18 protein-coding genes and 1 tRNA gene are annotated in these 22,096 nt (G+C 73.6%); 15 read left to right on the top strand and 4 right to left on the bottom strand.

Annotated features, from left to right (window positions below; translation table 11 throughout):
- Nucleotides 1–245: 245 nt before the first annotated feature.
- The 7 genes from galU (at nt 246) to ACFVX9_RS30050 (ending at nt 5,891) form a co-directional block, all read left to right on the top strand.
- The gene (gene galU / locus ACFVX9_RS30020) at nt 246–1,166 is read left to right on the top strand and encodes a UTP--glucose-1-phosphate uridylyltransferase GalU (protein ID WP_063348081.1); all 921 of its coding nucleotides are present in this window, start codon (nt 246–248) and stop codon (nt 1,164–1,166) included.
- 25 nt (nt 1,167–1,191) lie between these two features.
- The gene (glp, locus tag ACFVX9_RS30025) at nt 1,192–2,532 is read left to right on the top strand and encodes a gephyrin-like molybdotransferase Glp (protein WP_380485838.1); all 1,341 of its coding nucleotides are present in this window, start codon (nt 1,192–1,194) and stop codon (nt 2,530–2,532) included.
- 318 nt (nt 2,533–2,850) lie between these two features.
- Nucleotides 2,851–3,291 carry a cyclic pyranopterin monophosphate synthase MoaC gene (gene moaC, locus ACFVX9_RS30030; RefSeq protein ID WP_380372816.1) on the top strand — a complete coding sequence of 147 codons (441 nt, stop codon included), beginning with the start codon at nt 2,851–2,853 and terminating at the stop codon, nt 3,289–3,291.
- 37 nt (nt 3,292–3,328) lie between these two features.
- A complete protein-coding gene (locus ACFVX9_RS30035) occupies nt 3,329–3,832 on the top strand; it encodes a molybdenum cofactor biosynthesis protein B (protein WP_063348079.1) in 504 nt (167 codons plus the stop codon).
- 38 nt (nt 3,833–3,870) lie between these two features.
- Nucleotides 3,871–4,455, top strand: coding sequence for a GNAT family N-acetyltransferase (locus ACFVX9_RS30040; protein WP_380372783.1), 585 nt, complete (start codon nt 3,871–3,873; stop codon nt 4,453–4,455).
- Nucleotides 4,456–4,604: 149 nt separating this feature from the next.
- On the top strand, nt 4,605–5,735 hold the full coding sequence (glpR, locus tag ACFVX9_RS30045) for a gephyrin-like molybdotransferase receptor GlpR (protein ID WP_387984522.1): 1,131 nt from the start codon (nt 4,605–4,607) through the stop codon (nt 5,733–5,735).
- 82 nt (nt 5,736–5,817) lie between these two features.
- Nucleotides 5,818–5,891 (top strand) — tRNA-Ala (locus ACFVX9_RS30050).
- Between the two features lie 238 nt (nt 5,892–6,129).
- Here ACFVX9_RS30050 and ACFVX9_RS30055 read toward each other — a convergent pair.
- Nucleotides 6,130–7,017: a peptidase gene (locus ACFVX9_RS30055; protein ID WP_380429623.1), complete on the bottom strand. Its 888-nt coding sequence runs from the start codon at nt 7,015–7,017 to the stop codon at nt 6,130–6,132.
- 2 nt (nt 7,018–7,019) lie between these two features.
- The gene (locus ACFVX9_RS30060) at nt 7,020–8,339 is read right to left on the bottom strand and encodes a VWA domain-containing protein (protein ID WP_387984524.1); all 1,320 of its coding nucleotides are present in this window, start codon (nt 8,337–8,339) and stop codon (nt 7,020–7,022) included.
- A 186-nt stretch (nt 8,340–8,525) separates the two neighbouring features.
- Between ACFVX9_RS30060 and ACFVX9_RS30065 the strand changes: the two genes are divergently transcribed.
- The 6 genes from ACFVX9_RS30065 to ACFVX9_RS30090 all read left to right on the top strand — a co-directional run bounded on the left by ACFVX9_RS30065 (nt 8,526) and on the right by ACFVX9_RS30090 (nt 16,390).
- Complete coding sequence (locus tag ACFVX9_RS30065) at nt 8,526–9,374, top strand: ATP-binding cassette domain-containing protein (protein WP_380372790.1); 849 nt, start codon at nt 8,526–8,528, stop codon at nt 9,372–9,374.
- A complete protein-coding gene (locus ACFVX9_RS30070) occupies nt 9,371–10,054 on the top strand; it encodes an ABC transporter (protein ID WP_380487681.1) in 684 nt (227 codons plus the stop codon). The genes ACFVX9_RS30065 and ACFVX9_RS30070 overlap by 4 nt, the downstream gene beginning before the upstream one ends.
- 187 nt (nt 10,055–10,241) lie before the next feature.
- Nucleotides 10,242–11,606, top strand: coding sequence for an FtsW/RodA/SpoVE family cell cycle protein (locus ACFVX9_RS30075; RefSeq protein ID WP_380345720.1), 1,365 nt, complete (start codon nt 10,242–10,244; stop codon nt 11,604–11,606).
- Nucleotides 11,606–13,126, top strand: a complete 1,521-nt coding sequence (locus tag ACFVX9_RS30080; protein WP_387984527.1) for a penicillin-binding transpeptidase domain-containing protein — start codon at nt 11,606–11,608, stop codon at nt 13,124–13,126. Before ACFVX9_RS30075 ends, ACFVX9_RS30080 begins: the two co-directional genes overlap by 1 nt.
- 170 nt (nt 13,127–13,296) lie before the next feature.
- Complete coding sequence (locus ACFVX9_RS30085) at nt 13,297–14,856, top strand: amino acid permease (RefSeq protein WP_387984528.1); 1,560 nt, start codon at nt 13,297–13,299, stop codon at nt 14,854–14,856.
- Between the two features lie 124 nt (nt 14,857–14,980).
- Nucleotides 14,981–16,390 carry a glycosyltransferase 87 family protein gene (locus ACFVX9_RS30090; RefSeq protein WP_159398452.1) on the top strand — a complete coding sequence of 470 codons (1,410 nt, stop codon included), beginning with the start codon at nt 14,981–14,983 and terminating at the stop codon, nt 16,388–16,390.
- 25 nt (nt 16,391–16,415) lie between these two features.
- Here the strand turns inward: ACFVX9_RS30090 and ACFVX9_RS30095 are convergent, their stop codons facing one another.
- Nucleotides 16,416–18,182: a penicillin-binding transpeptidase domain-containing protein gene (locus ACFVX9_RS30095; RefSeq protein ID WP_387984530.1), complete on the bottom strand. Its 1,767-nt coding sequence runs from the start codon at nt 18,180–18,182 to the stop codon at nt 16,416–16,418.
- A gap of 174 nt (nt 18,183–18,356) precedes the next feature.
- Nucleotides 18,357–20,225 (bottom strand): dolichyl-phosphate-mannose--protein mannosyltransferase, encoded by a 1,869-nt coding sequence (locus tag ACFVX9_RS30100; RefSeq protein WP_079135665.1) that lies wholly within the window; start codon nt 20,223–20,225, stop codon nt 18,357–18,359.
- A gap of 106 nt (nt 20,226–20,331) precedes the next feature.
- Between ACFVX9_RS30100 and rsmI the strand changes: the two genes are divergently transcribed.
- Complete coding sequence (gene rsmI, locus ACFVX9_RS30105; protein ID WP_380345710.1) at nt 20,332–21,231, top strand: 16S rRNA (cytidine(1402)-2'-O)-methyltransferase; 900 nt, start codon at nt 20,332–20,334, stop codon at nt 21,229–21,231.
- A 287-nt stretch (nt 21,232–21,518) separates the two neighbouring features.
- Entirely contained in the window at nt 21,519–21,944 is a 426-nt protein-coding gene (locus ACFVX9_RS30110) for a hypothetical protein (RefSeq protein ID WP_350877715.1), read from the top strand.
- Nucleotides 21,945–22,096 lie beyond the last annotated feature (152 nt).

Consider the following 22,096-nt stretch of genomic DNA (forward strand, 5'->3'; position numbering starts at 1 on the left):
GGCCCCGGCGACCGGTCGGCGGCGCGGCCGGCCGCCCCGCCCGCCGCCGGTGCGCAGCCCAACGCGACTGCCGAGCGTGACCGTTCAAAAAAGCCGGGTAGTCTGTCGCCCTGTGCCGGCGGGGACCCCCTCGCCCAGCCGGTCAATTCCCATACGCCTGCCGCCGTGGCCGGGCCCCGCGACGTGCTGTCCTAGCCGTCGACCGCGCTCGGCCGGGCGAAAACGTGCCTGAGTAAGGTAAACGCATGACGACGACCAACTCCCGAATCCCGGTAACCAAGGCCGTGGTACCCGCGGCCGGACTGGGCACCCGCTTCCTCCCGGCAACCAAGGCCACTCCGAAGGAGATGCTGCCCGTCGTCGACAAGCCGGCCATCCAGTACGTCGTCGAGGAGGCCTCCTCCGCGGGGCTGTCCGACATACTGATGGTCACCGGCCGTAACAAGCGGGCCCTGGAGGACCACTTCGACCGCGCGTACGAGCTGGAGGAGCTGCTCGCCCGCAAGGGCGACGAGGACCGCCTGCGCCGGGTCCGCGAATCCGTCGAGCTGGCCAACATGCACTACGTCCGCCAGGGCGACCCGAAGGGCCTCGGCCACGCCGTCTCGGTCGCCGAGCAGCACGTGGCCGGCCAGCCCTTCGCCGTCCTCCTCGGCGACGACCTGATCGACCCGCGCGACCCGCTGCTCGCCCGCATGATCGAGGTCCAGCAGGAGCTCGGCGGCTCGGTCGTCGCCCTCATGGAGGTCGACCCCTCCCAGATCCACCTCTACGGCTGCGCCGCCGTCAAGGCGAACGGCTTCGGCGAGGACGTCTTCCAGGTGACCGACCTGGTCGAGAAGCCCGAGACGAACGAGGCCCCCTCGAACTACGCCGTCATCGGCCGCTACGTCCTCGACCCGCTGGTCTTCGACGTGCTGCGGGAGACCCCGCCCGGCCGCGGCGGCGAGATCCAGCTCACCGACGCCCTGCGCGAGCTGACCACCCGCGACCCGGAGGCCGGCGGCCAGGTCCACGGCGTGCTCTTCAAGGGCCGCCGCTACGACACCGGCGACCGCGCGGACTACCTGCGCGCTATCGTCCGACTGGCCTCCGAGCGCGAGGACCTCGGCCCGGAGTTCCGCTCCTGGCTGCGCGAGTTCGTCGCCTCCGAGCTGCAGGACTGACACGACGACAGAGAGCGAGCCGCCGATGACCGGGTCCACCCACCACACCACCGGATCCGCCGCAGCCTGCTGCGACGGAACCACGGACCCGGCACCGGCGGCCCCCCGCCTCTGGACGGTGGACGAACACCTCAGCGACGTCCTGGCCGCGGTCGGCCCGCTGCCCGCCATCGAGCTGCAACTGCTCGACGCCCAGGGCTGCCGGCTCGCCGAGGACGTCCTCGCCGACGGCGACCTGCCGCCCTTCGACAACAGCTCGATGGACGGCTACGCCGTGCGCACCGCCGACACCGTCGGCGCCACCGACCCGTACCCCTCGGTGCTCGCGGTCGTCGGCGACATCGCGGCCGGCGCGGGCGAACTGCCCCGGGTCGGGCCCGGCCAGGCCGCCCGGATCATGACCGGCGCCCCCGTCCCGCCCGGTGCCCAGGCCGTCGCCCCGGTCGAATGGACCGACGGCGGTACCGGCACCGGCGTGCCCGCCGACGCGATGACCGCGCCCGTCGAGGACGAGGAGGTCCGCGTCCTGCGCCCGGTCGCCGAGGGCGCCCACATCCGCCGCCGCGGCAGCGACGTCGCGGCCGGCACCAAGGTCCTGGGGGCCGGCACCCGGCTCGGCCCCACCCAGCTCGGCCTGCTCGCCGCGATCGGCCGCGCCACCGTCACGGTCCGCCCGCGCCCCCGGGTCGTGGTGCTGTCCACCGGCAGCGAGCTGGTCCAGCCCGGCGAGCCGGTCGGCCCCGGGCAGATCTCCGACTCCAACAGCTTCACCCTCACCGCGGCCGCCCAGGACGCCGGCGCCATCGCCTACCGGGTCGGCGCCGTCCCGGACCGGGCCGACCGGCTGCGCGCCGTCCTGGAGGACCAGCTCGGCCGGGCCGACCTGATCGTCACCAGCGGCGGGGTCAGCGTCGGCGCGTACGACGTGGTCAAGGAGGTCTTCGAGTCCTACGGCGGCGTCGACTTCCGCAGGCTGCGGATGCAGCCCGGCAAGCCGCAGGGCTTCGGCCGGATCGGCGGCCCGGCCGGCGTGCCGCTGCTCGCCCTGCCCGGCAACCCGGTCAGCGCCTACATCTCCTTCGAGCTGTTCGTCCGCCCGGTCATCCGCACCATGCTCGGCGCCGCCGACGTCCACCGCCCGGTGGTCCGCGCGCTCTGCCCGGCGGCGCTGCGCTCCCCGGCCGGCCGCCGGCAGTTCCTGCGCGGCCGCTACTCGGCGGCGGACGGCACCGTCGAGCCGGTGGGCGGCGCCGAGTCGCACCTGGTCGGCGCCCTGGCCCGGGCGAACTGCCTGATCACCGTCCCCGAGGCCGTCACCGCCCTGCCCGCCGGCAGCGAGGTCGACGTGGTCCTGCTCGGTTGCTAGGGCGTGTTTCATCATTCCCGCCGGGCGCGCGACGCCGGGCATCCCGCCTGACCGCACCGGCGAAACGTCCAAGTACGACCCAGTACGAGGACGCTTCGCCGGCACGCCCAGCCGGGCGCCCAACGCCGCGCGCTGATCCGACGCGAATGATGAAACACGCCCTGGGACATGTCCCGCGGACCAGGCCCCTCCCACGGGGTGGGGCGGGGGAGCTGTACGGTAGCGCGGTATTCCACCTGCGCGCCCCTGGAGCCACCCGTGACGACACCTCCCCCCGGCGACCGCCTCACCCACGTCGACGACCAGGGCGCGGCCCGGATGGTCGACGTCTCCGAGAAGGCCGCCACCGCGCGCACCGCCGTCGCGGCCGGCCGGGTCCGGGTCTCCCCGAAGGTGGTCGAGCTGCTGCGCGGCGAGGGCGTGCCCAAGGGCGACGCCCTCGCGGTGGCCCGGATCGCCGGGATCATGGGCGCCAAGAAGACCCCCGACCTGGTCCCGCTCTGCCACCCCATCGCCGTCTCCGGCGTCACGGTGGACCTCACGGTCGCGGACGACGCCGTCGAGATCACCGCCACCGTGAGGACCGCCGACCGCACCGGCGTCGAGATGGAGGCGCTGACCGCCGTCGCGGTGGCCGGCCTCACCGTCATCGACATGGTCAAGGCCGTGGACAAGGGCGCCGCCATCGAGTCCGTCCGGGTGCTCAGCAAGACCGGCGGCAAGAGCGGCGACTGGTTCGCGCCGGAGGCGGGCGAGTGAGCGGGCGGAACGGGTTCACCATCGAGGGGGCGGGCGCATGAGGGCGCTTGCGGTAACGGTCTCCAACCGGGCCTCGGCCGGCGTGTACGAGGACAGGGGCGGCCCGCTGCTGGTGGCCGGCCTGACCGCGATGGGCTTCACCGCCGACGGCCCCCGGGTCGTCCCGGACGGCGAGCCGGTGGAGGCCGTCCTGCGCGAGGCCGTCGCGGCCGGCTACGACGTCGTGCTCACCACCGGCGGCACCGGCATCTCGCCGATGGACCTCACCCCGGAGATGACCGCCCGGGTGATCGACCGGCAGGTCCCCGGCATCGCCGAGTCCATCCGCGCGTACGGCCGGGAGAAGGTCCCGACCTCGGCGCTCTCCCGCGGGCTGGCCGGGCTCGCCGGACGTACCCTGATCGTCAACCTGCCGGGCTCGACCGGCGGCGTCAAGGACGGCCTGGCCGTCCTCGAACCGCTGCTCGCCCACGCCGTCGACCAGCTCGGCGGCGGGGACCACCCCCGGCCGGACGCACCAGCTTCCGGGAGAGCGCACTGAACGCCGGCTGGCCGGTAGAACTCCACGAGGGAGAGGTCGTGCTGCGCCCGATCCGGGCCCGCGACCAGCGCGAGTGGCAGGAGGTCAGCCTCCGCAACCGGGACTGGCTGCGCCGCTGGGAGGCGACCGTCCCGCCCGGTCCGGCCGGGCAGGCCGCCGGGCCGCGTCCGACGTTCCGGCAGATGGTGCGCTTCCTGCGCGGTGAGGGCTCGGCCGGGCGGATGCTGCCCTTCGTCGTGCTCTACAAGGGCCAGCTGGTGGGCCAGCTGACCGTCGGCGGCATCACCTGGGGCTCGATGTGCTCGGCGAACGTCGGGTACTGGATCGACGAGGCGGTGGCCGGCCGGGGCATCATGCCGACGGCCGTGGCGCTTTCCGTCAACCACTGTTTCCGCACCCTCGGCCTGCACCGGATCGAGGTCTGCATCCGCCCGGAGAACGGCCCGAGCCGCCGGGTGGTGGAAAAGCTCGGCTTCCGCTCGGAGGGAATCCGCCCGCGCTATCTCCACATCGACGGCGCCTGGCAGGACCACCTGGTGTACGCGCTGACCGCCGAGGAGGTGCCGGAGGGGATGCTGGAACGCTGGCGGTCGATCAGTTCAGGTCACGGGCCAAGTAATTGAATATATGTTCGAATCAAATATCGATATGGCATCGCCGCGACGGCGGACTGGCACAAATACCGGCAAAATAGTCGGAGAATCAGCTTGATCACACGACACGCCGAGCCAAATTGCTGCCAGGCCTTCCCGGCGCCCGTACGGTGTGGGTCGTGAGCAGTAGCGGCCTTATCTACGCCGTCATCGTAGGGGCCTGGGCCGCCTATCTGGTGCCGATGTGGCTCCGCAGGCAGGACGAACTCAACGAGGCGCGCCCGACGGAGCGCTTCAGCACCGCCATCCGCCTGCTGGCCGGGCGTTCGGGGCTGGAGCGACGGGCAGCCCGGGCCCTGGGCGACGAACCGCGTGACGACGAGCACAGCAGCGACGGCCCTCCCGGACGGGACGGGGCCTCCTCAGGCGACCCCGCGGCGGACTCCGCGCCGCCCGTCGTGGAGCCCGAGTCCTCGGCCTCCGTCGAGCCTCCACCCGCGCCGGTGCCGGTGTCCGCGCCCGCGATCGCGCCCTCGCCCGAGCGGGGTGCCCGGGGAGAGCGTCCGGGCTCCGCACCGCACGGCGGGGCGCAGCGCCGGGCCCGGCTGCTGGCCCGCCGGCGCCGGATGGTCACCGCCCTCTTCCTGGCCTTCGCGCTCGGCGCCGTGGTCGCGGCGGTGGCCGGACTGGCCTTCCTCTGGGTCCCGGCCGTCCCGGCGACCCTCCTCACCCTGTACATCGGCCACCTGCGCAAGCTGGAGCGCCAGCGCTACGAGGTGAAGCTCGACCGTGCCCGGGCCGCCCAGGCGGCCGAGCGGCTGCGCAAGCGCGAGCAGCAGCGCGCCGCGGCCCGGAGCGTCCCCGCCGAGGCCGTCGACACCCAGGCCCACGCCCAGGTCCACACCCAGCCCCACGTCCGGGCCCACGCCCCGGCTCGTGCCCAGGCCCCGGCCGCCGAGGGGCGGGCCGGACGCCGCCCGCACCTGCGGCTGGCCGCCGACCCCGGAGAGGCCGCCGTCTCCGCGCCGTCCGCCTCCGCGGTGGCCGAGGCGACCGAGCACGAGGAGTGGGTCGACGGCATGCGCGAGCGCGGTGCGGCCGGCCCGGACTCCTGGGAGCCGGTGCCCGTCCCGCTGCCGACGTACGTCACGGCGCCGGTCGCCCCCCGGGTCTCCCGCGGCCTCGACCTGACGGCCCCCGGCACCTGGACCGCGGGCCGCCCCGCCGAGTCCGCCCGCAACACCCCGCTGTTCGACCAGTACGCCGAACCGTCGGCTCCGGAGACCCGCCCCCGCGCGGCCAACGAGTGACCTCCCCGGCCCCCGGACCAGCACCGCATCCCCGGGGGTGGTCACGGACCCCCTCCGGAAGGTGCTAGAGTTTCTTCTCGTTGGGGCTGTGGCGCAGTCCGGTAGCGCACCTCGTTCGCATCGAGGGGGTCAGGGGTTCGAATCCCCTCAGCTCCACCCAACAGAAGCCCCGCCCGGTCGTCAGACCGGGCGGGGCTTCTGCGTTGTCCGGGGTCGATCCGGTGCGGGGGTGCGGGAGTTGGCCGTGTGACGACCGTCACGGCGGGGTGGGCCGGTGAACTGACGGTCGGTCGCGGACGGGAGCGGGAGCCGGAGCAGGAGCGGAAACGGGAGTGGGAACGGCCGAGGGCCGGCCGGGGGAATCCGGCCGGCCCTCGGGGTGGGGCGGGGTGGGTCAGGGGCGCTGGGAACCGGCGTAGGGGCCGGGCTGGGGGGCGCCGGACTGCGGCGGGACGGCGCCGTAGCGGGGCGGGCGGTAGCCGCGCGGGTGCCGGGTCAGGTTGTAGCCCAGGACGCCCGCCAGGGCGGCCAGGGCGCCGCCGCCGATGGTCCAGTACCAGCGGCTGTTCCAGCCGGAGAACCAGCCGGTGTACCAGTGCTCCTCGGCCGCCACCGGGGCGGCCGCCTTGGCGGTGCTGGCGCCGCCGCCGGCCGGCGGGACCAGCGGGGCCTTGAGCTCGCCGCCCTCCGGCTGGGCGTTGTCCGCGTTGCCCTTGGCGCTGACGTGCAGCTGGACGGAGGTGGCCAGGCCCAGGTCGGGCTGCGGGACGTCGCTGACCGAGAGCCGCACGTAGTAGGTGCCGGGCAGCGGGTCGCCGGACCACGGCTCGGCCCAGGAGCGGATCTCGCGCAGGGTGCAGCTCAGCGTGAGCGTGCCGGTGTTCTGGTCGCCGGTGGCGTTCTGGGTGCCGGCGGTGCAGGACTGGCGGCGGCGGAGCCCGTCGAAGACCTCGGCGGACCAGGTCTGCGGGCCGTGCCGGTCGGTCGCGGGGGCCAGGTTGACGGTCAGGCCGATCGTCGGGGTCTGGCCCTCGGAGGCGCCGAACGCCCAGTACAGATAGTCACCGGTGGAGGCGGCGACGTTGGCGTCCTGGCCGGGGGAGAGGTTGGTCGCGGTCAGGAAGGAGGTGCCGGCCTTGGTGGCCGGGGCCGGGGCGCCGCTCGCGCTCGCCGAGGGCGAGGGGGAGGCGGCGGAGGCGGCCGGGGCGGCCAGCGCGAGGGCGGGCAGCAGGGCGAGGGCGGCGAGGGCGCCGCGAAGGGTCGTGCGCGTGGTCGGTCGCATGGTCAGTTCTCCCGCCAGACAGAGATCCGCCAGCGGGCGATCCAGCCGAACACCAGGCCGAACAGCAGTCCGGCGAGGGTGAGGGTGAGCAGCAGGATCCAGCCGCGGCCCAGGCCCATCGCCGCGCCCTCGGGGGCGGACGAGGCGGTGGCCAGGTCGACGGTCAGTTCCAGCGGCAGGCCGGGGTCGGCCTGGACGCCGGCCTGCGGTGCCAGCGAGTTGCTGACGACCAGGCAGACGGTGGTCTCCGGCTTGGCGCTCGACGAGGAGGCCGGGCCGGTGGTGATGTAGCCCTTGGAGTCGCTGGTGGACCAGCGCAGGCCGGTGGAGATCACGTCGGTGCGGCTGCTGCCGGCGTCGGTGCCGCGGACCAGCTCCTGGCCGGTCGCGCTGGTGGCCTGCAGCAGGACGCCGTAGTCCCGGGCCACCGCGCGGTCCAGGCCGACGCTGACCGAGGCGCGCAGCTCCTGGCCGGACTTGACCGGGACCTTGTAGACGCGGTGCTCGGAGAACTTCTCGCGGTCGCTGTACACGCCCGGGGCGAGCACCGGGGCGCTCTCGCACTTGTCGGCGCCGGAGGTCTTCACCGGGGTGACCGCGTAGGTGTCGTTGGAGCGGTCGACCAGCTGCTTCACCTTGTCGGTGAGCTGCTCCTGGGTGCGGACGTCGGTGTAGGTGCCGCCGGTCGCGTTGGCGATGCAGAGCAGCTGCTGGCGGGTCTTGTCGTCGTGGGCCAGGCCGAGGGTGTCGACGACCAGGTGGATGCCCTGGGAGGCGAGTTCACGGGCGACGTCGCAGGGGTCCGGCGGGGTGCAGGTGTCCTCGCCGTCGGTGATCAGCACCACCCGGCGGGTGGTCTCGCCCTTGCCGAGGTCCTGGGCCGCGCCGCGCAGGGCCAGGCCGATCGGGGTCCAGCCGGTGGGCCGCAGGGTGGCGATGGCGGTCTTGGCCTCGACCTTGTTGGTCTTGCCGACCGGGTACAGCTGCTTGGTGTCCTGGCAGCCCTGGGTCTTGTCGTTGCCGGGGTAGTTCGCGCCCAGGGTGCGGATGCCGAACTCGGTCTCCGTGGGCAGCGCGTCGATCACGTCGTTCAGCGACTGCTGGGCCACCGAGATCCGGCTCTTGCCCTGGATGTCCCGCTCGTTCATGGAGCCGCTGACGTCCAGGACGAGGTCGACCCTGGGGGCCTCCTTGGGCGCGGCGGCTCCGGCTGATGGTTCGTCGGCGTGGGCGGGCAGGCCGATGAGCAGCGAGGCGCCCGTTATCGCCAGGGCGCCCAGCAGGCTGCCGAGCCTGGTCTTTGGTCGTCGTCCGGTAGTCACCCGGTGATCCTAGGGATCATCAGTTCGCGATGGCCAAACGAGACCGGATCGTGCGCCACCCCGCCGCGGCGTGAACTCCGGCGCGTGGAAAGGCCGTCGGGGCTGCGAGGACTTACGTCCGCCCTACCCGGGCCGGATAGCCTTCCGTGCGGGTTTCGTGCGAGTCCGGGCGGGAGTGGGGGCGCGGTGGAGCTGACGGGGGTCGGCAAACGGTACGGGCGGCGCGGGCGGTGGGTCCTGTGCGGGGTCGATCTCGCGGTCGGGCCGGGGGAGTTGGTGCGGATCGCCGGGGCGAACGGGAGCGGCAAGTCGACGCTGCTCCGGCTGGCGGCCGGGATCGAGCGGCCGACCGCCGGGCGGGTGGCCCGCCCGGGCGGTGCCGCGTACGTGCCAGAACGCTTCCCGCCCGCGCTGCCGTTCGACGCCGCCTCGTACCTGCTGCGGGTGGGCCGGGTGCACGGGCTGTCGGCCGAGCGGGCGCGGCGGCGGGCCGGGGACTGGCTGGACCGCTTCGGCATCGCGGACCGGGCGGGCACGCCGCTGAGCCGGCTGTCGAAGGGCACCTGCCAGAAGGTCGCGGTCGCGCAGGCGCTGCTCGCGCAGGCCCCGGTCCTGCTGCTGGACGAGGCGTGGACCGGGCTCGACCCCGACGCCAGGGCGGTGCTGGACGAGGCGGCCGCCGAGCGGGCGGCGGACGGCGGGGCGGTGCTGTTCGTCGACCACGACCCGGCCCGGCTGGCCGGGCTGACCAGCGCCGCCTACCGGGTCGGCGCGGACGGCGCGCTGCGGCCCGCCGAGGAGGCGGGGCCCGCGCCGGACGGCGGCGGCCCGACGATGGAGGTCGAGGTGGACGTCCCGGACGGCACCCCGCTGCCGCCCCGGCTGCCCGGGGCGCCGCGGCTCACCCCGCTGGCCGGCACGGTCGTGCGGCTGACCGTGCCGGCCGCGCACACGGACGCGCTGCTGCGCCGGCTGCTGCTCGGCCGCCCGGTCGTCCGGGTGCTGGCGGTACGGCAGCGGGAGGGGCAGCGGTGAGGCAGCTCGGAGCGCTGACCCGGTACCACCTGGAACTGCTGGTGCGCTCGCACGCCTGGCTGCCGCCGTTCCTGGCGTACGCGCTGCTGCTGGTGGTGGGCGTGTCGGCGGGCAACCCGCTGCTGGGTGACCTCGGCTACGGCGCGGCCGTGCTGCTGCCGGTGAGCGCCTGGTACGTGCGCAGCGTGCTCGGGGCGGAGCCGCCGGCCTCGCGGGCCTGCCTGGTCGCGGCGGCGGGGCCGCTGCGGGTGCACCTGGGCGCGCTGCTGGCGGCGCTGACGGCCGGGCTGGCGCTGGCGGCGGCCGAGGTGGCGGCGCTGTGGTGGCTGAGCGGGACGGTGGCCAACCCGGGGGTGGAGCGGCAGCCGCCGGTCGGACCGGCGCTGGCGGCCGGGGCGTCGGCCGCGGTGGTGTGCGTGCTGCTGGGGGTGGCGGCCGGGGCGCTGGCGAACCGGCCGGTGCTGGCGCGGCCGCAGTACGGCATCGCGGTGGCGCTGGTGCTGGCCGCGCTGGAGCTGGTGGCGCCGCTCTCGCCGGCCAACGCGGCGGTCCGCGGTCTGGTTTCCGCGGCCCGCACCGGCCGGGTCGCCGTGCCGTGGGCGGAACTGCCGCTCGCCGCCGTCCTGCTGGCCGCGGCGGCGGCCGGGGCGGCGGCGCTGGCCGGACGGCGGCCCGAGTGAGCGGAGGATTCACGCCAAGAGCGGACACACCGCAGCAAAAAGCCGATAAATATGGATAGTGCTCGTTAGGGTGACGAACCTGGGTGAACCGGCTTCGTGCCGCCGGTCCATCCCGATTGGCATCCCCCCGGAACAGCGCTCCGGCTCCCCGCGACCCCCAGGACGGTCCGTGGCGACACCCCCCGCCGTGACGAGAACCGCAGCCCGGCCGAGCCGGCCGGTGCCGACCAGGCGCACCACCGAGCTGCTGCTGGTCCTGGCCGCCGTGCTGATCGCCGTGTTCGGCTACGTCGAGGTCGGCGTCAACCTGGACGGCAGGGTGCCGGCCGGCGCGGCCGAGTACGGCGCCGCGCTCGGCGTGCTCGCCCTGCTGGCGCACGCCGTGGTCCGCCGGCGGGCCCGGTACGCGGACCCGCTGCTGCTGCCGATCGCGGTGCTGCTCAACGGGATCGGCCTGGTGGTGATCTACCGGCTCGACCGCGCCACCTCGGGCGCCGGCGCGGCCTCCACCCAGCTGCTCTGGTCGAGCCTGGGGGTGGCGCTGTTCATCGCGGTCGTGCTGCTGGTGCGCGACCACCGGCGGCTGCAGCGGTACGCCTACCTCGGGGCGCTGGTGGCGCTGGTCCTGCTGGTGCTGCCGATCTTCTTCCCGCCGGTGTACGGCTCGCGGATCTGGATCGTCATCGGGCCGCTGTCCTTCCAGCCGGGGGAGTTCGCCAAGATCCTGCTGGCCGTCTTCTTCGCCGCCTACCTGGCGGTGCACCGGGACGCGCTGGCGCTCACCGGCCGCCGGGTCTGGCGCTGGCAGCTGCCGCGCGGCCGGGTGCTCGGGCCGGTGCTGCTGATCTGGGCGGCGTTCGTCGGCGTCCTGGTGCTGGAGACGGACCTCGGCACCTCGCTGCTGTTCTTCGGCCTGTTCGTGGTGATGCTGTACGTGGCCACCGCGCGCACCGGGTGGATCGTGATCGGGCTGGCCCTGGCGGCGGTCGGGGCGGCCACGGTGGGCTGGCTCTCGCCGCACGTGCACAGCCGGGTGACGGACTGGCTGGACCCGCTGGGCTCGATCGCGGCGGGCAAGGGCGCCAACCAGATCGCCCAGTCGCTGTTCGCCTTCGCCTGGGGCGGGGAACTGGGCACCGGGCTCGGCAACGGGCACTCGGTGCTGATCGGCTTCGCCGCCAAGTCGGACTTCATCCTCGCCACCATCGGCGAGGAACTCGGCCTGACCGGGCTCGTCGCGGTGTTCCTGCTGTACGCGCTGCTGATCTCCCGGGGGTTCCGGACGGGCATCGCGCTGCGCGACCCGTTCGGGCGGCTGCTGGCGATCGGGCTGGCCGCGATCGTCGGCCTCCAGGTGTTCGTGGTGGCCGGCGGGGTGCTCGACCTCATCCCGCTGACCGGGATGACGCTGCCGTTCGTCGCGCAGGGCGGCTCCTCGGTGGTCACCAACTGGATCATCGTGGCGTTGCTGGTGCGGATGAGCGACATCGCGCGCCGGCCGGCCCCGGCCCCGGTCCTGCCCGTGTCCGCGTCCGGGTCGGAGGAGGACTGATGGCGCGCACCCGCTCCCGTCCGCGTGCCCGGGGCAACGGGCCGCAGGGCCTGCCCGGCATCTCCGTCACCGGGCGCCGCGCGGGCGTCTTCTGCCTGCTGCTGGTCGCGGCGCTGTGCGTCCAGGCCACCCGGGTGCAGGTGTTCCAGGCCGAGGACCTGAACCACAACTCCGCCAACCAGCGGCTCACCATCGAGCGGTACTCGCAGCCGCGCGGCAACATCCGGGTCGGCGCGGACACCGTGACCGGCTCCGAGCCCACCGGCGGCCGGTACGACTACAAGCGCACCTACACCGACGGCCCGACGTACGCGGCCGTCACCGGCTTCGCCTCGCAGGCGTACGGCAACACCCAGCTGGAGGGGGTCGAGGACGACCTGCTGTCCGGGACGGACAGCAGGCTGGCCGGCTGGGCGGTCTGGGACGCCGTCGCCCGCAGGCAGAACCCCGGCGGGGACGTCTACACCACCCTGAACCGGGCCGCCCAGGAGGCCGCGGTGCGCGGGCTCGGCAGCCAGAAGGGCGCGGTGGCCGCGATCGAGCCAGCCACCGGCCGGATCCTGGCCCTGGCCAGCACGCCGTCCTACGACCCGGGCAGCTTCGCCGGCTCCGCCGCGGCCGACCAGGCCGCCTGGAACCGGCTGCAGGCCGACACCGACCAGCCGATGCTCAACCGGGCGCTGCGCCAGACCTACCCGCCGGGCTCGACCTTCAAGGTGGTCACGGCGGCGGCCGCGCTCGCGGCCGGCGTGGTCACCGACCCCGATGCGCCGACCGACGCGCCGTTCCCGTACGTGCTGCCCGGGACGACCACGACGCTGGTCAACGACACCTCGGCGTGCGACCGGCCCGGCCAGTCGCTGGACACCGCGATGGTCCACAGCTGCAACAGCGTGCTGGGCTACCTCGGGGTGCGGACCGGGCTGGGCCCGATGGTCGCGATGGCCGAGAACTTCGGCTTCAACGACGCCAGGCTGGACATGCCGGTGCGCCCGGCCCGGTCCAACTTCGACACCACGATGAACCAGTCGCAGGTGGCGCTCTCCTCGATCGGGCAGTTCGACACCGCGGCGACCCCGCTGGTGATGGCGATGGTCGCGGCCGGGATCGCCAACGACGGGACGGTGATGCGCCCACAGCTCGTGGACAAGCTGACGAAGGGCGACGGCACCGCGGTGCAGCTGATGAAACCCGCCGTGTACCGGCGGGCGATGACCCCGGCGGTGGCCGGGCAGGTGCAGAAGCTGATGGCCGACGTGGTGGAGAACGGCACCGGCGGCAACGCCCGGATCGGCGGCGCGGTGGTCGGCGGGAAGACCGGCACCGCGCAGCACGGGGTGGACAACAGCGGGACGCCGTACGCCTGGTTCATCTCCTGGGCCAAGCCCGCCGGCTCGGACGCGGTGCCGCCGGTGGCGGTGGCCGTGGTGATCGCGGACAGTGACGCCACGGACGTCACCGGCGGCGGGCTGGCCGCGCCGATCGCCCGCTCGGTGATGCGGGCGGTGCTGGGCCGCTGAGCTGCTGCTTTAGCTGCTGGACGGCGAATCCGCCGTCTGCGAAGTGTCCGGTTTGTATAGGCTCATGCGCCAATTCGTACAATGCGCCGATCCGGACTGTTCGTTTGCGACACTGGTGCTTTCGCGGGGTACTGTCCCATCTTTGTTCGGTTGGTCCCCGATGACACCCCATGGCGCGTCGAGTGACCGGCCGCCAGGACACCCTCCCCCCGCCCAGAAGGACCGCAGTTGTGACCAGCAACTCTCTCGGTGCGCGTCTGCTGCGACGCAAGCCCGTCTCGTCCCTCATCGCCGAGAGCGAGGGCCAGGACGGCCTCCCGGCCGGTGCGCCCGAGGAGGGCGGACGCTCCGGCATCCACCTGCGCCGCACGATCGGCCTCTGGCAGCTGTCCTCGATCGGCATCGGCGCCACCATCGGCACCGGCATCTTCTTCGTGCTCAGTACCGCGGTGCCCTCGGCCGGACCGGCCGTCATCCTGTCCTTCGTGCTCGCCGCGGTCACCGCCGGACTCACCGCGCTCTGCTACGCCGAGATGGCCTCCGCGATCCCGGTCTCCGGATCCTCGTACTCCTACGCCTACGCCACCCTCGGCGAGGGCGTCGCGTTCGGCGTCGGCATCTGCCTGCTGATGGAGTACGGCGTCTCCGCCTCCGCGATCGCGGTGAGCTGGGCCGAGTACCTGAACAAGTTCTTCGACCTGGCCTTCGGCTTCACCATCCCGGAGCAGCTGTCCGGCGCGCCCAACGACACCCACTGGTTCAACCTGCCGGCGCTGCTGCTGGTCGCGATGGTCTGCGTGCTGCTCACCCGCGGCGTCAGCGAGTCGGTGAAGGTCAACGCGGCCATGGTCGGGATCAAGATCCTGATCCTGCTGCTGTTCGTCGGCATCGCGCTCACCGGCTTCCACTCCGGCAACCTGACCCCGTTCATGCCGCTCGGCATCGGCGGCGTGCAGGTCGCCGCGTCCAGCATCTTCTTCTCCTTCATCGGCCTGGACGCCGTGTCCACCGCCGGTGAGGAGGTCAAGAACCCGCGCCGCACCCTGCCGCTGGCGATCATCATCTCGCTGGTCGTGGTGACCCTGCTCTACATCCTGGTCGCCCTCGCCGGCATCGGCGCCCAGCCGTGGCAGAAGTTCGAGGGCCAGGAGGCCGGCCTCGCCCAGATCCTCCAGGACATCACCGGCCAGACCTGGCCCTCGATCGTCTTCGCGATCGGCGCGATCATCTCGATCTTCAGCATCACCCTCGTGGTGATCTACGGCCAGACCCGCATCCTGTACTCCATGGGCCGCGACGGCATGCTGCCCAAGCGCTTCGCCGAACTCTCCCCGCGCACCGGCACCCCGGTCTGGAACACCTTCGTGGTGGGCCTCGGCGTCGGCGCGCTGGCCGCCTTCGTCCCGTTGGAGAAGCTGGCCGACATCACCAGCCTCGGGACGCTCATCGCCTTCTCGGTCGTCTCGATCGGCGTGATCATCCTGCGCCGCACCCAGCCCGACCTGCCGCGCGGCTTCAAGGTCCCCGGCTACCCGGTCGTCCCGCTGCTCAGCGTCGCCTTCTGCGCCTACCTGATCACCGGCCTGCACGCCGACACCTTCCGGGCCGGCGCGATCGCCCTCGCCGTCGCCGTGGTCGTCTACTTCGGCTACAGCATCAAGCACTCCAAGCTGGAACAGCAGGCACAGGCCGCCGCGGCGGACAGCTCCACCGGCCACCGCAACAGCTGAGCCGGACGAATCCGGACATGAGGGGCCGCCGACCACGACACTCGGCGGCCCCCCTCATGCCGCCTCCCGCCACGTGCCCCACGCCATGGCGACAGGGCCCGGCCACCACCCATAACCTTCCACCATGGTGAGCACCCGCACGCCCGGCTTCTCCCGCCCGCGCGGCCGCTTCACCGGCCGCAGCAGAACGCCGGCCCCGCCGACCCCCGCCGCAGCGCCGTCCGGACCAGGACGACCGCCCCTCGGCTTCTCCAGTCGGCCGTTCCCCCGCCAGCGTGGCGAGAGCACGTTCCCACCCACGCCCGATCGGCTGAATCCCGCCCGACTCGCCTCGATGCGCACCGTCCAACTGCTCGGCTGCCTGATCGCGGCCGGCTGGGCGGCCGCCTTCCCGCTCGTCTCCGACCTGCCCAACCAGCGGATGTGGGGTTTCATCGCGGCCCCCGCCTACGTCCTGGCCGGGCTGCTCTGCCTCACCCTGCCGCGCCGCTACGCGGCCCGCGCCGCCGCCGTGGTCGCCCTCGCCGGGGCCGTCCTCGCGCCGCTCGCCCTGCTCGCCGTGCAGGGCCGCCACCAGTCCGAGGTGATGGTGGTCGAACGCTCGGCCCACCTGCTGCTCACCACCGGCAGCCCGTACCTGCCGCACCCGGTGGTCGTCACCGACTACAACCCGTACCTGCCGGCCATGACCCTGTTCGGGATGCCGCGCCAACTGCTGGGCGACGGCTCCGACCTCGCCCAGGTCGCCGGGGACGCCCGGATCTGGTTCGCGCTGGCCTTCGTGGTCTGCCTGCTGGCCAGCTGGCGGCTGCTGCGGCCCACCCGCGAGCGCGCGCCGCTGCTGCCGCTCGCCGTGCTCACCGCCTCGCCGCTGATCTCGCTGGCCCTCGTCGTCGGCGGGGTGGACCTGCCGCTGATCGGCCTCTGCTGCCTCGCCATGGCACTCGCCGAGCGGGACCGCACCGTCGGCGCCGGCCTGGTGCTCGCCCTCGCCTGCACCCTCAAGTGGACGGCCTGGCCGGCGCTGCCGGTCGCCGCCCTGCTGCTGTGGCGGCTGTACGGCCGCCGGCCCGCCGCCCGGACCACCCTGATCGCGCTCGGCACCGGCCTGGCCGTGCTCCTGCCCTCCGTGCTGACCCGGGCGGACGCGCTGCGCGAGCAGGTGGTGCGCTTCCCGCTCGGGCTCACCGCCATCCGCACCCCGGCCGGCAGCCCGCTGCCCGGCAAGGTGCTGGCCGGCTTCGGGCCGACCGGGCACTCCGTCTCGCTGGCGCTGATGACCATGGGCGGGATCGGGGTGGCCATCTGGCTGCTCGCCCGGCCGCCGGTGTCCGCGATCGCGGCCGCCGACCTGCTGGCCGCCGGGCTGGCGATCGCGTTCATGCTCGCCCCGGCCGGGCGGTTCGGCTACCTCGCCCTGCCGGTGGTCCTGGTGATCTGGCCGCGGCTGGCGGCCCGGCGCTGGAGCAGCCGGCGCCCGATCCCGCCGCACCGGCTCCCGGGCAGACCGGAGCCCGCCCTGCCGCGGGGCTGAGCGGGCTCCGGTCGGACGGGTTGTTCTAGCGGCCCGCGGCCTTGAGCAGCGAGGCGACGGCCGGGCCGGCCGCGTCCACGCCGTGGCCGCCGCCCTGCACCTCGGCGGCGACCGCGATGTTGCCGCGGAAGGCGGTGAACCAGCTGTTGGTGGTGGACGCGCCGGCGACCTCGGCGGAGCCGGTCTTGGCACCCGCGTTGTCGGTGATCCCGGCCATCACGTCCTTGGCCGTGCCGCCGGTGGCGGTGGCGTTCATCATCGCGCGCAGCTTGCCCGCGACGTCCGGCGCGATCTGGCGGGCCGCCGCCTGCTGCGGCAGGCCGGGGACCAGGATCGGCTGCTTGAACGCGCCGCTCTGGACGGTCGCGGTGATCGAGGCGATGGCCAGCGGGTTCATCTGGACCTTGCCCTGGCCGATGTAGTTCATGGCCTGCTCGTCCTTGCTGCCCGGCGTCGGCGGCACCTTGCCGTCGGTGTTCGGCAGGCCGGTCTTCCACTCCAGGCCGATGCCGAACACGTCCTTGGCCGTGCTGGACAGCGTCTCGGGCTTGAGGCTGGTCAGGCCCTGATTGATGAAGGCCGTGTTGCAGGACATCATGAAGTCCTGCTGGAGCGTGTTGTTGGGGAAGGCGCCCGGGAAGTCGTTCGGGATCGCGACCGGGTTGCTGCTCTTCTCCGGGCAGGCCACCACGGTGTCCGGGTTGACCCCGGCCTCCAGCAGCGCCGTCGAGGTGACGATCTTCATCGTCGAGCCGGGCGCGAGCAGGCCGGTGAAGGCCCGGTTCTGACCGTTGGCCGGCGCGTTGGCGAAGGCCAGCACCTGGCCGGTGCTCGGCTCGATCGCGGCGACGGATCCGGACTTGCCGCCCAGGTCCGTCATCGCCTTCTCGGCCGCCGCCTGGATGGTGTTGTCGATGGTCACCTTGAACGGCTTGCCGGGCTTGGGCTCGACGATGGTGAACAGCTTGTCCGCGGCCCCCTTGCCGGCCGGGTCGCTGATCACCACCGCGCTGCCCGCGTCCTGGTCCTTGTTCGGGTCCGGCGGCAGCAGCTTGTGGGCGTTGTCCTGGAGGGTGGACAGCAGCGCCGGGGTGAGCGATGCGCCCTGCAGCGGCTTGCCGTTGCGGTCCACCACGGTGGACGGCGGGGCGAAGACCTGCTGGGTGGCGATCGTCTCGTTGCCGGACAGGTGCGGGTGGATCACCGTCGGCGCCCAGTGCACGGCCGGGGTGTTGTCGCTCATCTTCACGACGTTCAGGAAGCCGTTGTAGTCCCAGACCCGGTTGGTGCCGGCGAACTCGGCGCGCGCCTTGAAGCCCATCAGCACACCGGCGGGGCCGGCCGAGGCGGAGGCTGACGGCGAGTCGGTGGCACCCGGGGTCGCGCCCGCCGACGGCGTGGCCGAGGCTCCGGCGGAGGGCTTGGCCGGCGCGGGGGTGCCGGTGGCCGAGGCGAAGGCCTGCGGGGTGGCCGGGCCGGCCGGGGCCAGGGTCAGCGCGCTCGGCTTGACCTGGTCGCGGAACGCCGTCAGCGCGGTGGTGGCCGCGGCCGGGTCGTCCGTCAGCGCGGCCGCCTTGTCCAGCTCGCCGGCCGCCCAGGCCGCCAGGAAGTCCTTCGCACCGTTGGTCGCCTGCTCGGCCGAGGGCGGCTCGGCGACCACCGTGCGGGGCTTCTTCGCCGAGGACGATCCGGAGTTCGAGCCGCCCATCAGGCTGTACGCCCCGTAGCCACCGCCTGCGAGCACGGCGACGGAGACGCCGGTGATGATGCCGATCTTCGCGCCTCTGCGCATGGTGCTGTTCCCCCAAGGGTCTGCCGGACGGGCGCAACCGACCGGGGCCGGACACGCTGTTCCCCCCACCCTAGGCAGCGCCGATCGGTGCGCCGACGAAATGCCCGCGAGTTGTGACGGATCTGGTACGTGTCGTGCACCGCATACGGACGATTCAGGGAACAGCGGTGTCGATCAGATCCAGCTGTTGAACCACATCCGCTGGCGCCAGTCGTCCATCGGAATCGTCTGCCCGGTGAACAGCGGGAAGAAGAAGAGGAAGTTCCACACGATCAGCAGCACCAGCAGCCCGGCCGCCGCCGAACCGATGATCCGGCGGTCCCGGGAGGCGCCCGGCGGCCCGATCAGCGCACCGACCAGCATGGTCACCGCGAGCACCAGGAACGGGACGAACACCACCGCGTAGAAGAGGAAGATCGTCCGCTGCTGGTAGGCGAACCACGGCAGGTAGCCGGCGGCCAGGCCGCACAGCACCGCTCCGGCCCGCCAGTCCCGCCGCGCCACCCAGCGCCACAGGCAGTACACCAGCGCCACCACGGCCGCCCACCACAGCAGCGGGGTGCCGATGCCCAGCACCTCGCGGGCGCACTCGGCGGCCGTGCAGCCGCTCTGGCCCTGCTTGGGGGACTCGTAGAAGAACGAGACCGGCCGGCCCAGCACCAGCCAGGACCACGGGTTCGACTGGTAGGTGTGCGGGTCGCTCAGGTGGGTGTGGAAGTCGTAGACCGTCGAGTGGTAGTGCCACAGGGCGCGCAGCCCCTCGGGTATCCACGGGTAGTCCGTCGAGCGGCCGACCGCCCAGTCCCGGCCCCAGCCGCCCTTGCCCGGCACGTTGCTGCTGGCGAACCAGCCCCACCAGGACGTGACGTAGACGACCAGCGACACCACCACGACCGACACGAAGGCCGGCACCACGTCCCGGGCGAGCGTCGCCAGGTACGGGCGCGGGGCCCCGGCCAGGCGGCGGGCGCCGACGTCCCACAGCACCGTCATCACGCCGAAGGCCGCCGCGACGTACAGGCCGCTCCACTTGGTGGCGCAGGTCAGGCCGACGCAGACGCCGGCCGCGATCCGGTACGGGCGCCAGCCCAGGTTCGCCCGCTGCGCCAGCACCGCGTCCGCCACCCCGCCGAGCCGGTCGGCCAGCCGGGCCCGGGTGCGGTCGCGGTCCAGCAGCAGGAAACCGAAGGCGGCGAGGATCCAGAACATCACCACCAGGTCCAGCAGCGCGGCGCGGCTGAGCACCAGGTGCAGGCCGTCCACCGAGAGCAGCAGGCCGGCCACGCAGCCCAGCAGGGTCGAGCGGAACAGCCGGCGGGCGATCCTGGCCACCATCAGCACCGACAGCGTGCCGAGCAGGGCCACCGCGAACCGCCAGCCGAAGGGGTTCATGCCGAACAGCATCTCGCCGGCGCCGATGATCCACTTGCCCACCGGCGGATGGACCACGTAGGAGGCCGTCGAGCGGTACGGGACGGCCGCGCCGGGCGTCATGATCTGCTCGTTGGCGCCGTCCGGCCAGTTGATCTCGTAGCCGCCGTGCCAGAGCGCGTAGGCGTCCTTGGCGTAGTACGTCTCGTCGAAGATGATCGCGTGCGGCTGGCCGAGGTTGGTGAAGCGCAGGATCCCGGCGAACACCGCCACCGCGATCGGGCCCAGCCAGCCGGACCAGCGGCACAGCCACGACCACACGGCCGGCGGCACGGACACGCCCAGCCGCAGCAGCAGCGGAGACGGGGGCACCACCGCCGGGGTCACCCCGGGGCCGTCCGGCATCGGCGGGGCCAGGCGCTCGGCCAGCGGGGCCACCGGGCGGCCGGCGTAGCCGAACCCGGCCAGCCGCTCGCGCCAGCTCCGCGCGGCGCTGCCGGCTTGATCGGGGCTGCCGGGTTGGTCGGGTCGGTCGTGCTGCGCGGGGCTCCCGGCCTGGTCGGCGGGCCGCGGAGCCGGGACGGCGGAGGACGGCAGGCCGGCCACGTCGCCGCCATCCTGCGCGGTGTGGTCTGTACCAGTGGGCGTGCGAGCCGCCGTGTCGCCGTTCATCCGCCACATCGTAGGGGCGGTTCTCGCACACGTGACCGCTCCCTCGGAAGCTGCCCGAATCGTCACCAAAAGCCCCCGGGCCGCGGTAGCTGCAAGGATGGGGCCCGTGACAGGAGTACTCGTTCTCGCAGGCACCCCCATCGGCGACGTCTCGGACGCCCCGCCCCGGCTGCTCACCGAACTGGCCACGGCGGACGTGATCGCGGCCGAGGACACCCGGCGGCTGCGCCGGCTCACCCAGGCGCTCGGGGTGACCCCGGCCGGGCGGGTGGTCTCCTACTTCGAGGGCAACGAGGTCGGCCGCACCCCCGAACTGGTCGAGGCACTGCTCGGCGGCGCCCGGGTGCTGCTGGTCACCGACGCCGGCATGCCGTCCGTCTCCGACCCCGGCTACCGGCTGGTCGCCGCCGCCGTCGAGGCCGACGTCAAGGTCACCGCGGTGCCCGGGCCGTCCGCCGTGCTCACCGCGCTCGCGCTGTCCGGCCTGCCCGTCGACCGCTTCACCTTCGAGGGCTTCCTGCCGCGCAAGACCGGCGACCGGGCCCGGCAGCTCGCCTCGATCGCGGCCGAGCCGCGCACCATGGTCTTCTTCGAGGCGCCGCACCGGATCGCCGAGGCGCTCGCCGCGATGGCCGAGGCGTTCGGTGCCGACCGGCCCGCCGCCGTCTGCCGCGAGCTCACCAAGACGTACGAGGAGGTGAAGCGCGGGCCCCTCGGCGACCTGGCGGCCTGGGCCGCCGAAGGCGTCAGGGGCGAGATCACCGTCGTCGTCGCGGGCGCCCCGCCGGCGGCGCCGCAGGAGCTCACCCCCGCCGAGCTGGCCCGGCTGGTGGCCGTCCGGGAGGAGGCCGGGGAGCGCCGCAAGGAGGCCATCGCGGCCGTCGCGGCGGAGCTCGCGCTACCGAAGCGGGAGGTGTTCGACGCGGTGGTGGCGGCCAAGAACGAGGCGAAGAACGAGGCCGGGGGCGGAGCCGCGAAGGGGGCCGGGAACGGGGCCGGGAAGTAGCGCCGGAAGCGGGCCCGGCGGCGGCCGGGACGGGGCCCTGAAAGAGGGGTGAATTCCGGGGGTTGCGTGACTCCGGGGGAGTCGTACCTTTGAGGGAAGGCCCCGGTAAACGCCCACGGAGCTGAAGATTCGGTCGCGGTTTCCGGAACGATCCAGGCCTTTCGTATAGGAGTTCCCAACCCGCGTCCAACTCTTCACAAGCAGGGCATCGGCCGAGGCCGTCAGGGCATTTCCTGGAATGGAAAGACCCAGCCGGGCGAGCGCCCGGCGGGCGCTGGGAGACGGCTATGAGCGAGATGATCGGTAGCCCCCTCGGTGGCAACGCGCTGAGCGCCCCCGGCCTGGCCGGACGGCCGCACACTCCCGTCGAGACCGTGCGGGAGGCCTACTCCTTCGCCTGCCTGCGATGCGGGTACGGCTGGGAGCAGGCGTACGACATCGAGCACCACGCCGGCAAGGACGGGCACGTCGTGTTCGAATACCACGCCAACGGTGTCCGGGTACCGTCCCCGCTGCTCAAGCCGACCTGCCCGGGGTGTGGCGGACACACCGTCCGGATCATGCGCGAGGGCCGGGTCGCCACCGCCGACCAGTCCTGGCACCACGCTCCCGGCTACCCGGCGCACGCCGAGCCGGCCGGGGCGCCCCCGGTGTCCGACCCCGTGAAGCCGCGCGGACGCTGGGCCCGGTTCTGGTCGCGGCTGCTGGGCTGACCGCCGACACCGGGAGCGCACCCGGGGGGAGGGCAGCCCAGAAAAGGGAGGGGGGGGGACACAACACCGACAGAAATGCGGTTGTTCCAGCGCGAGGGGCGGGGGGGGACCAACACAACTTCCTCCCCCTGGGGACAACATCGAACACAGAA

Source organism: Kitasatospora sp. NPDC058243 (assembly GCF_042882025.1).
In the GTDB taxonomy this organism is placed as follows: Bacteria; Actinomycetota; Actinomycetes; order Streptomycetales; family Streptomycetaceae; genus Kitasatospora.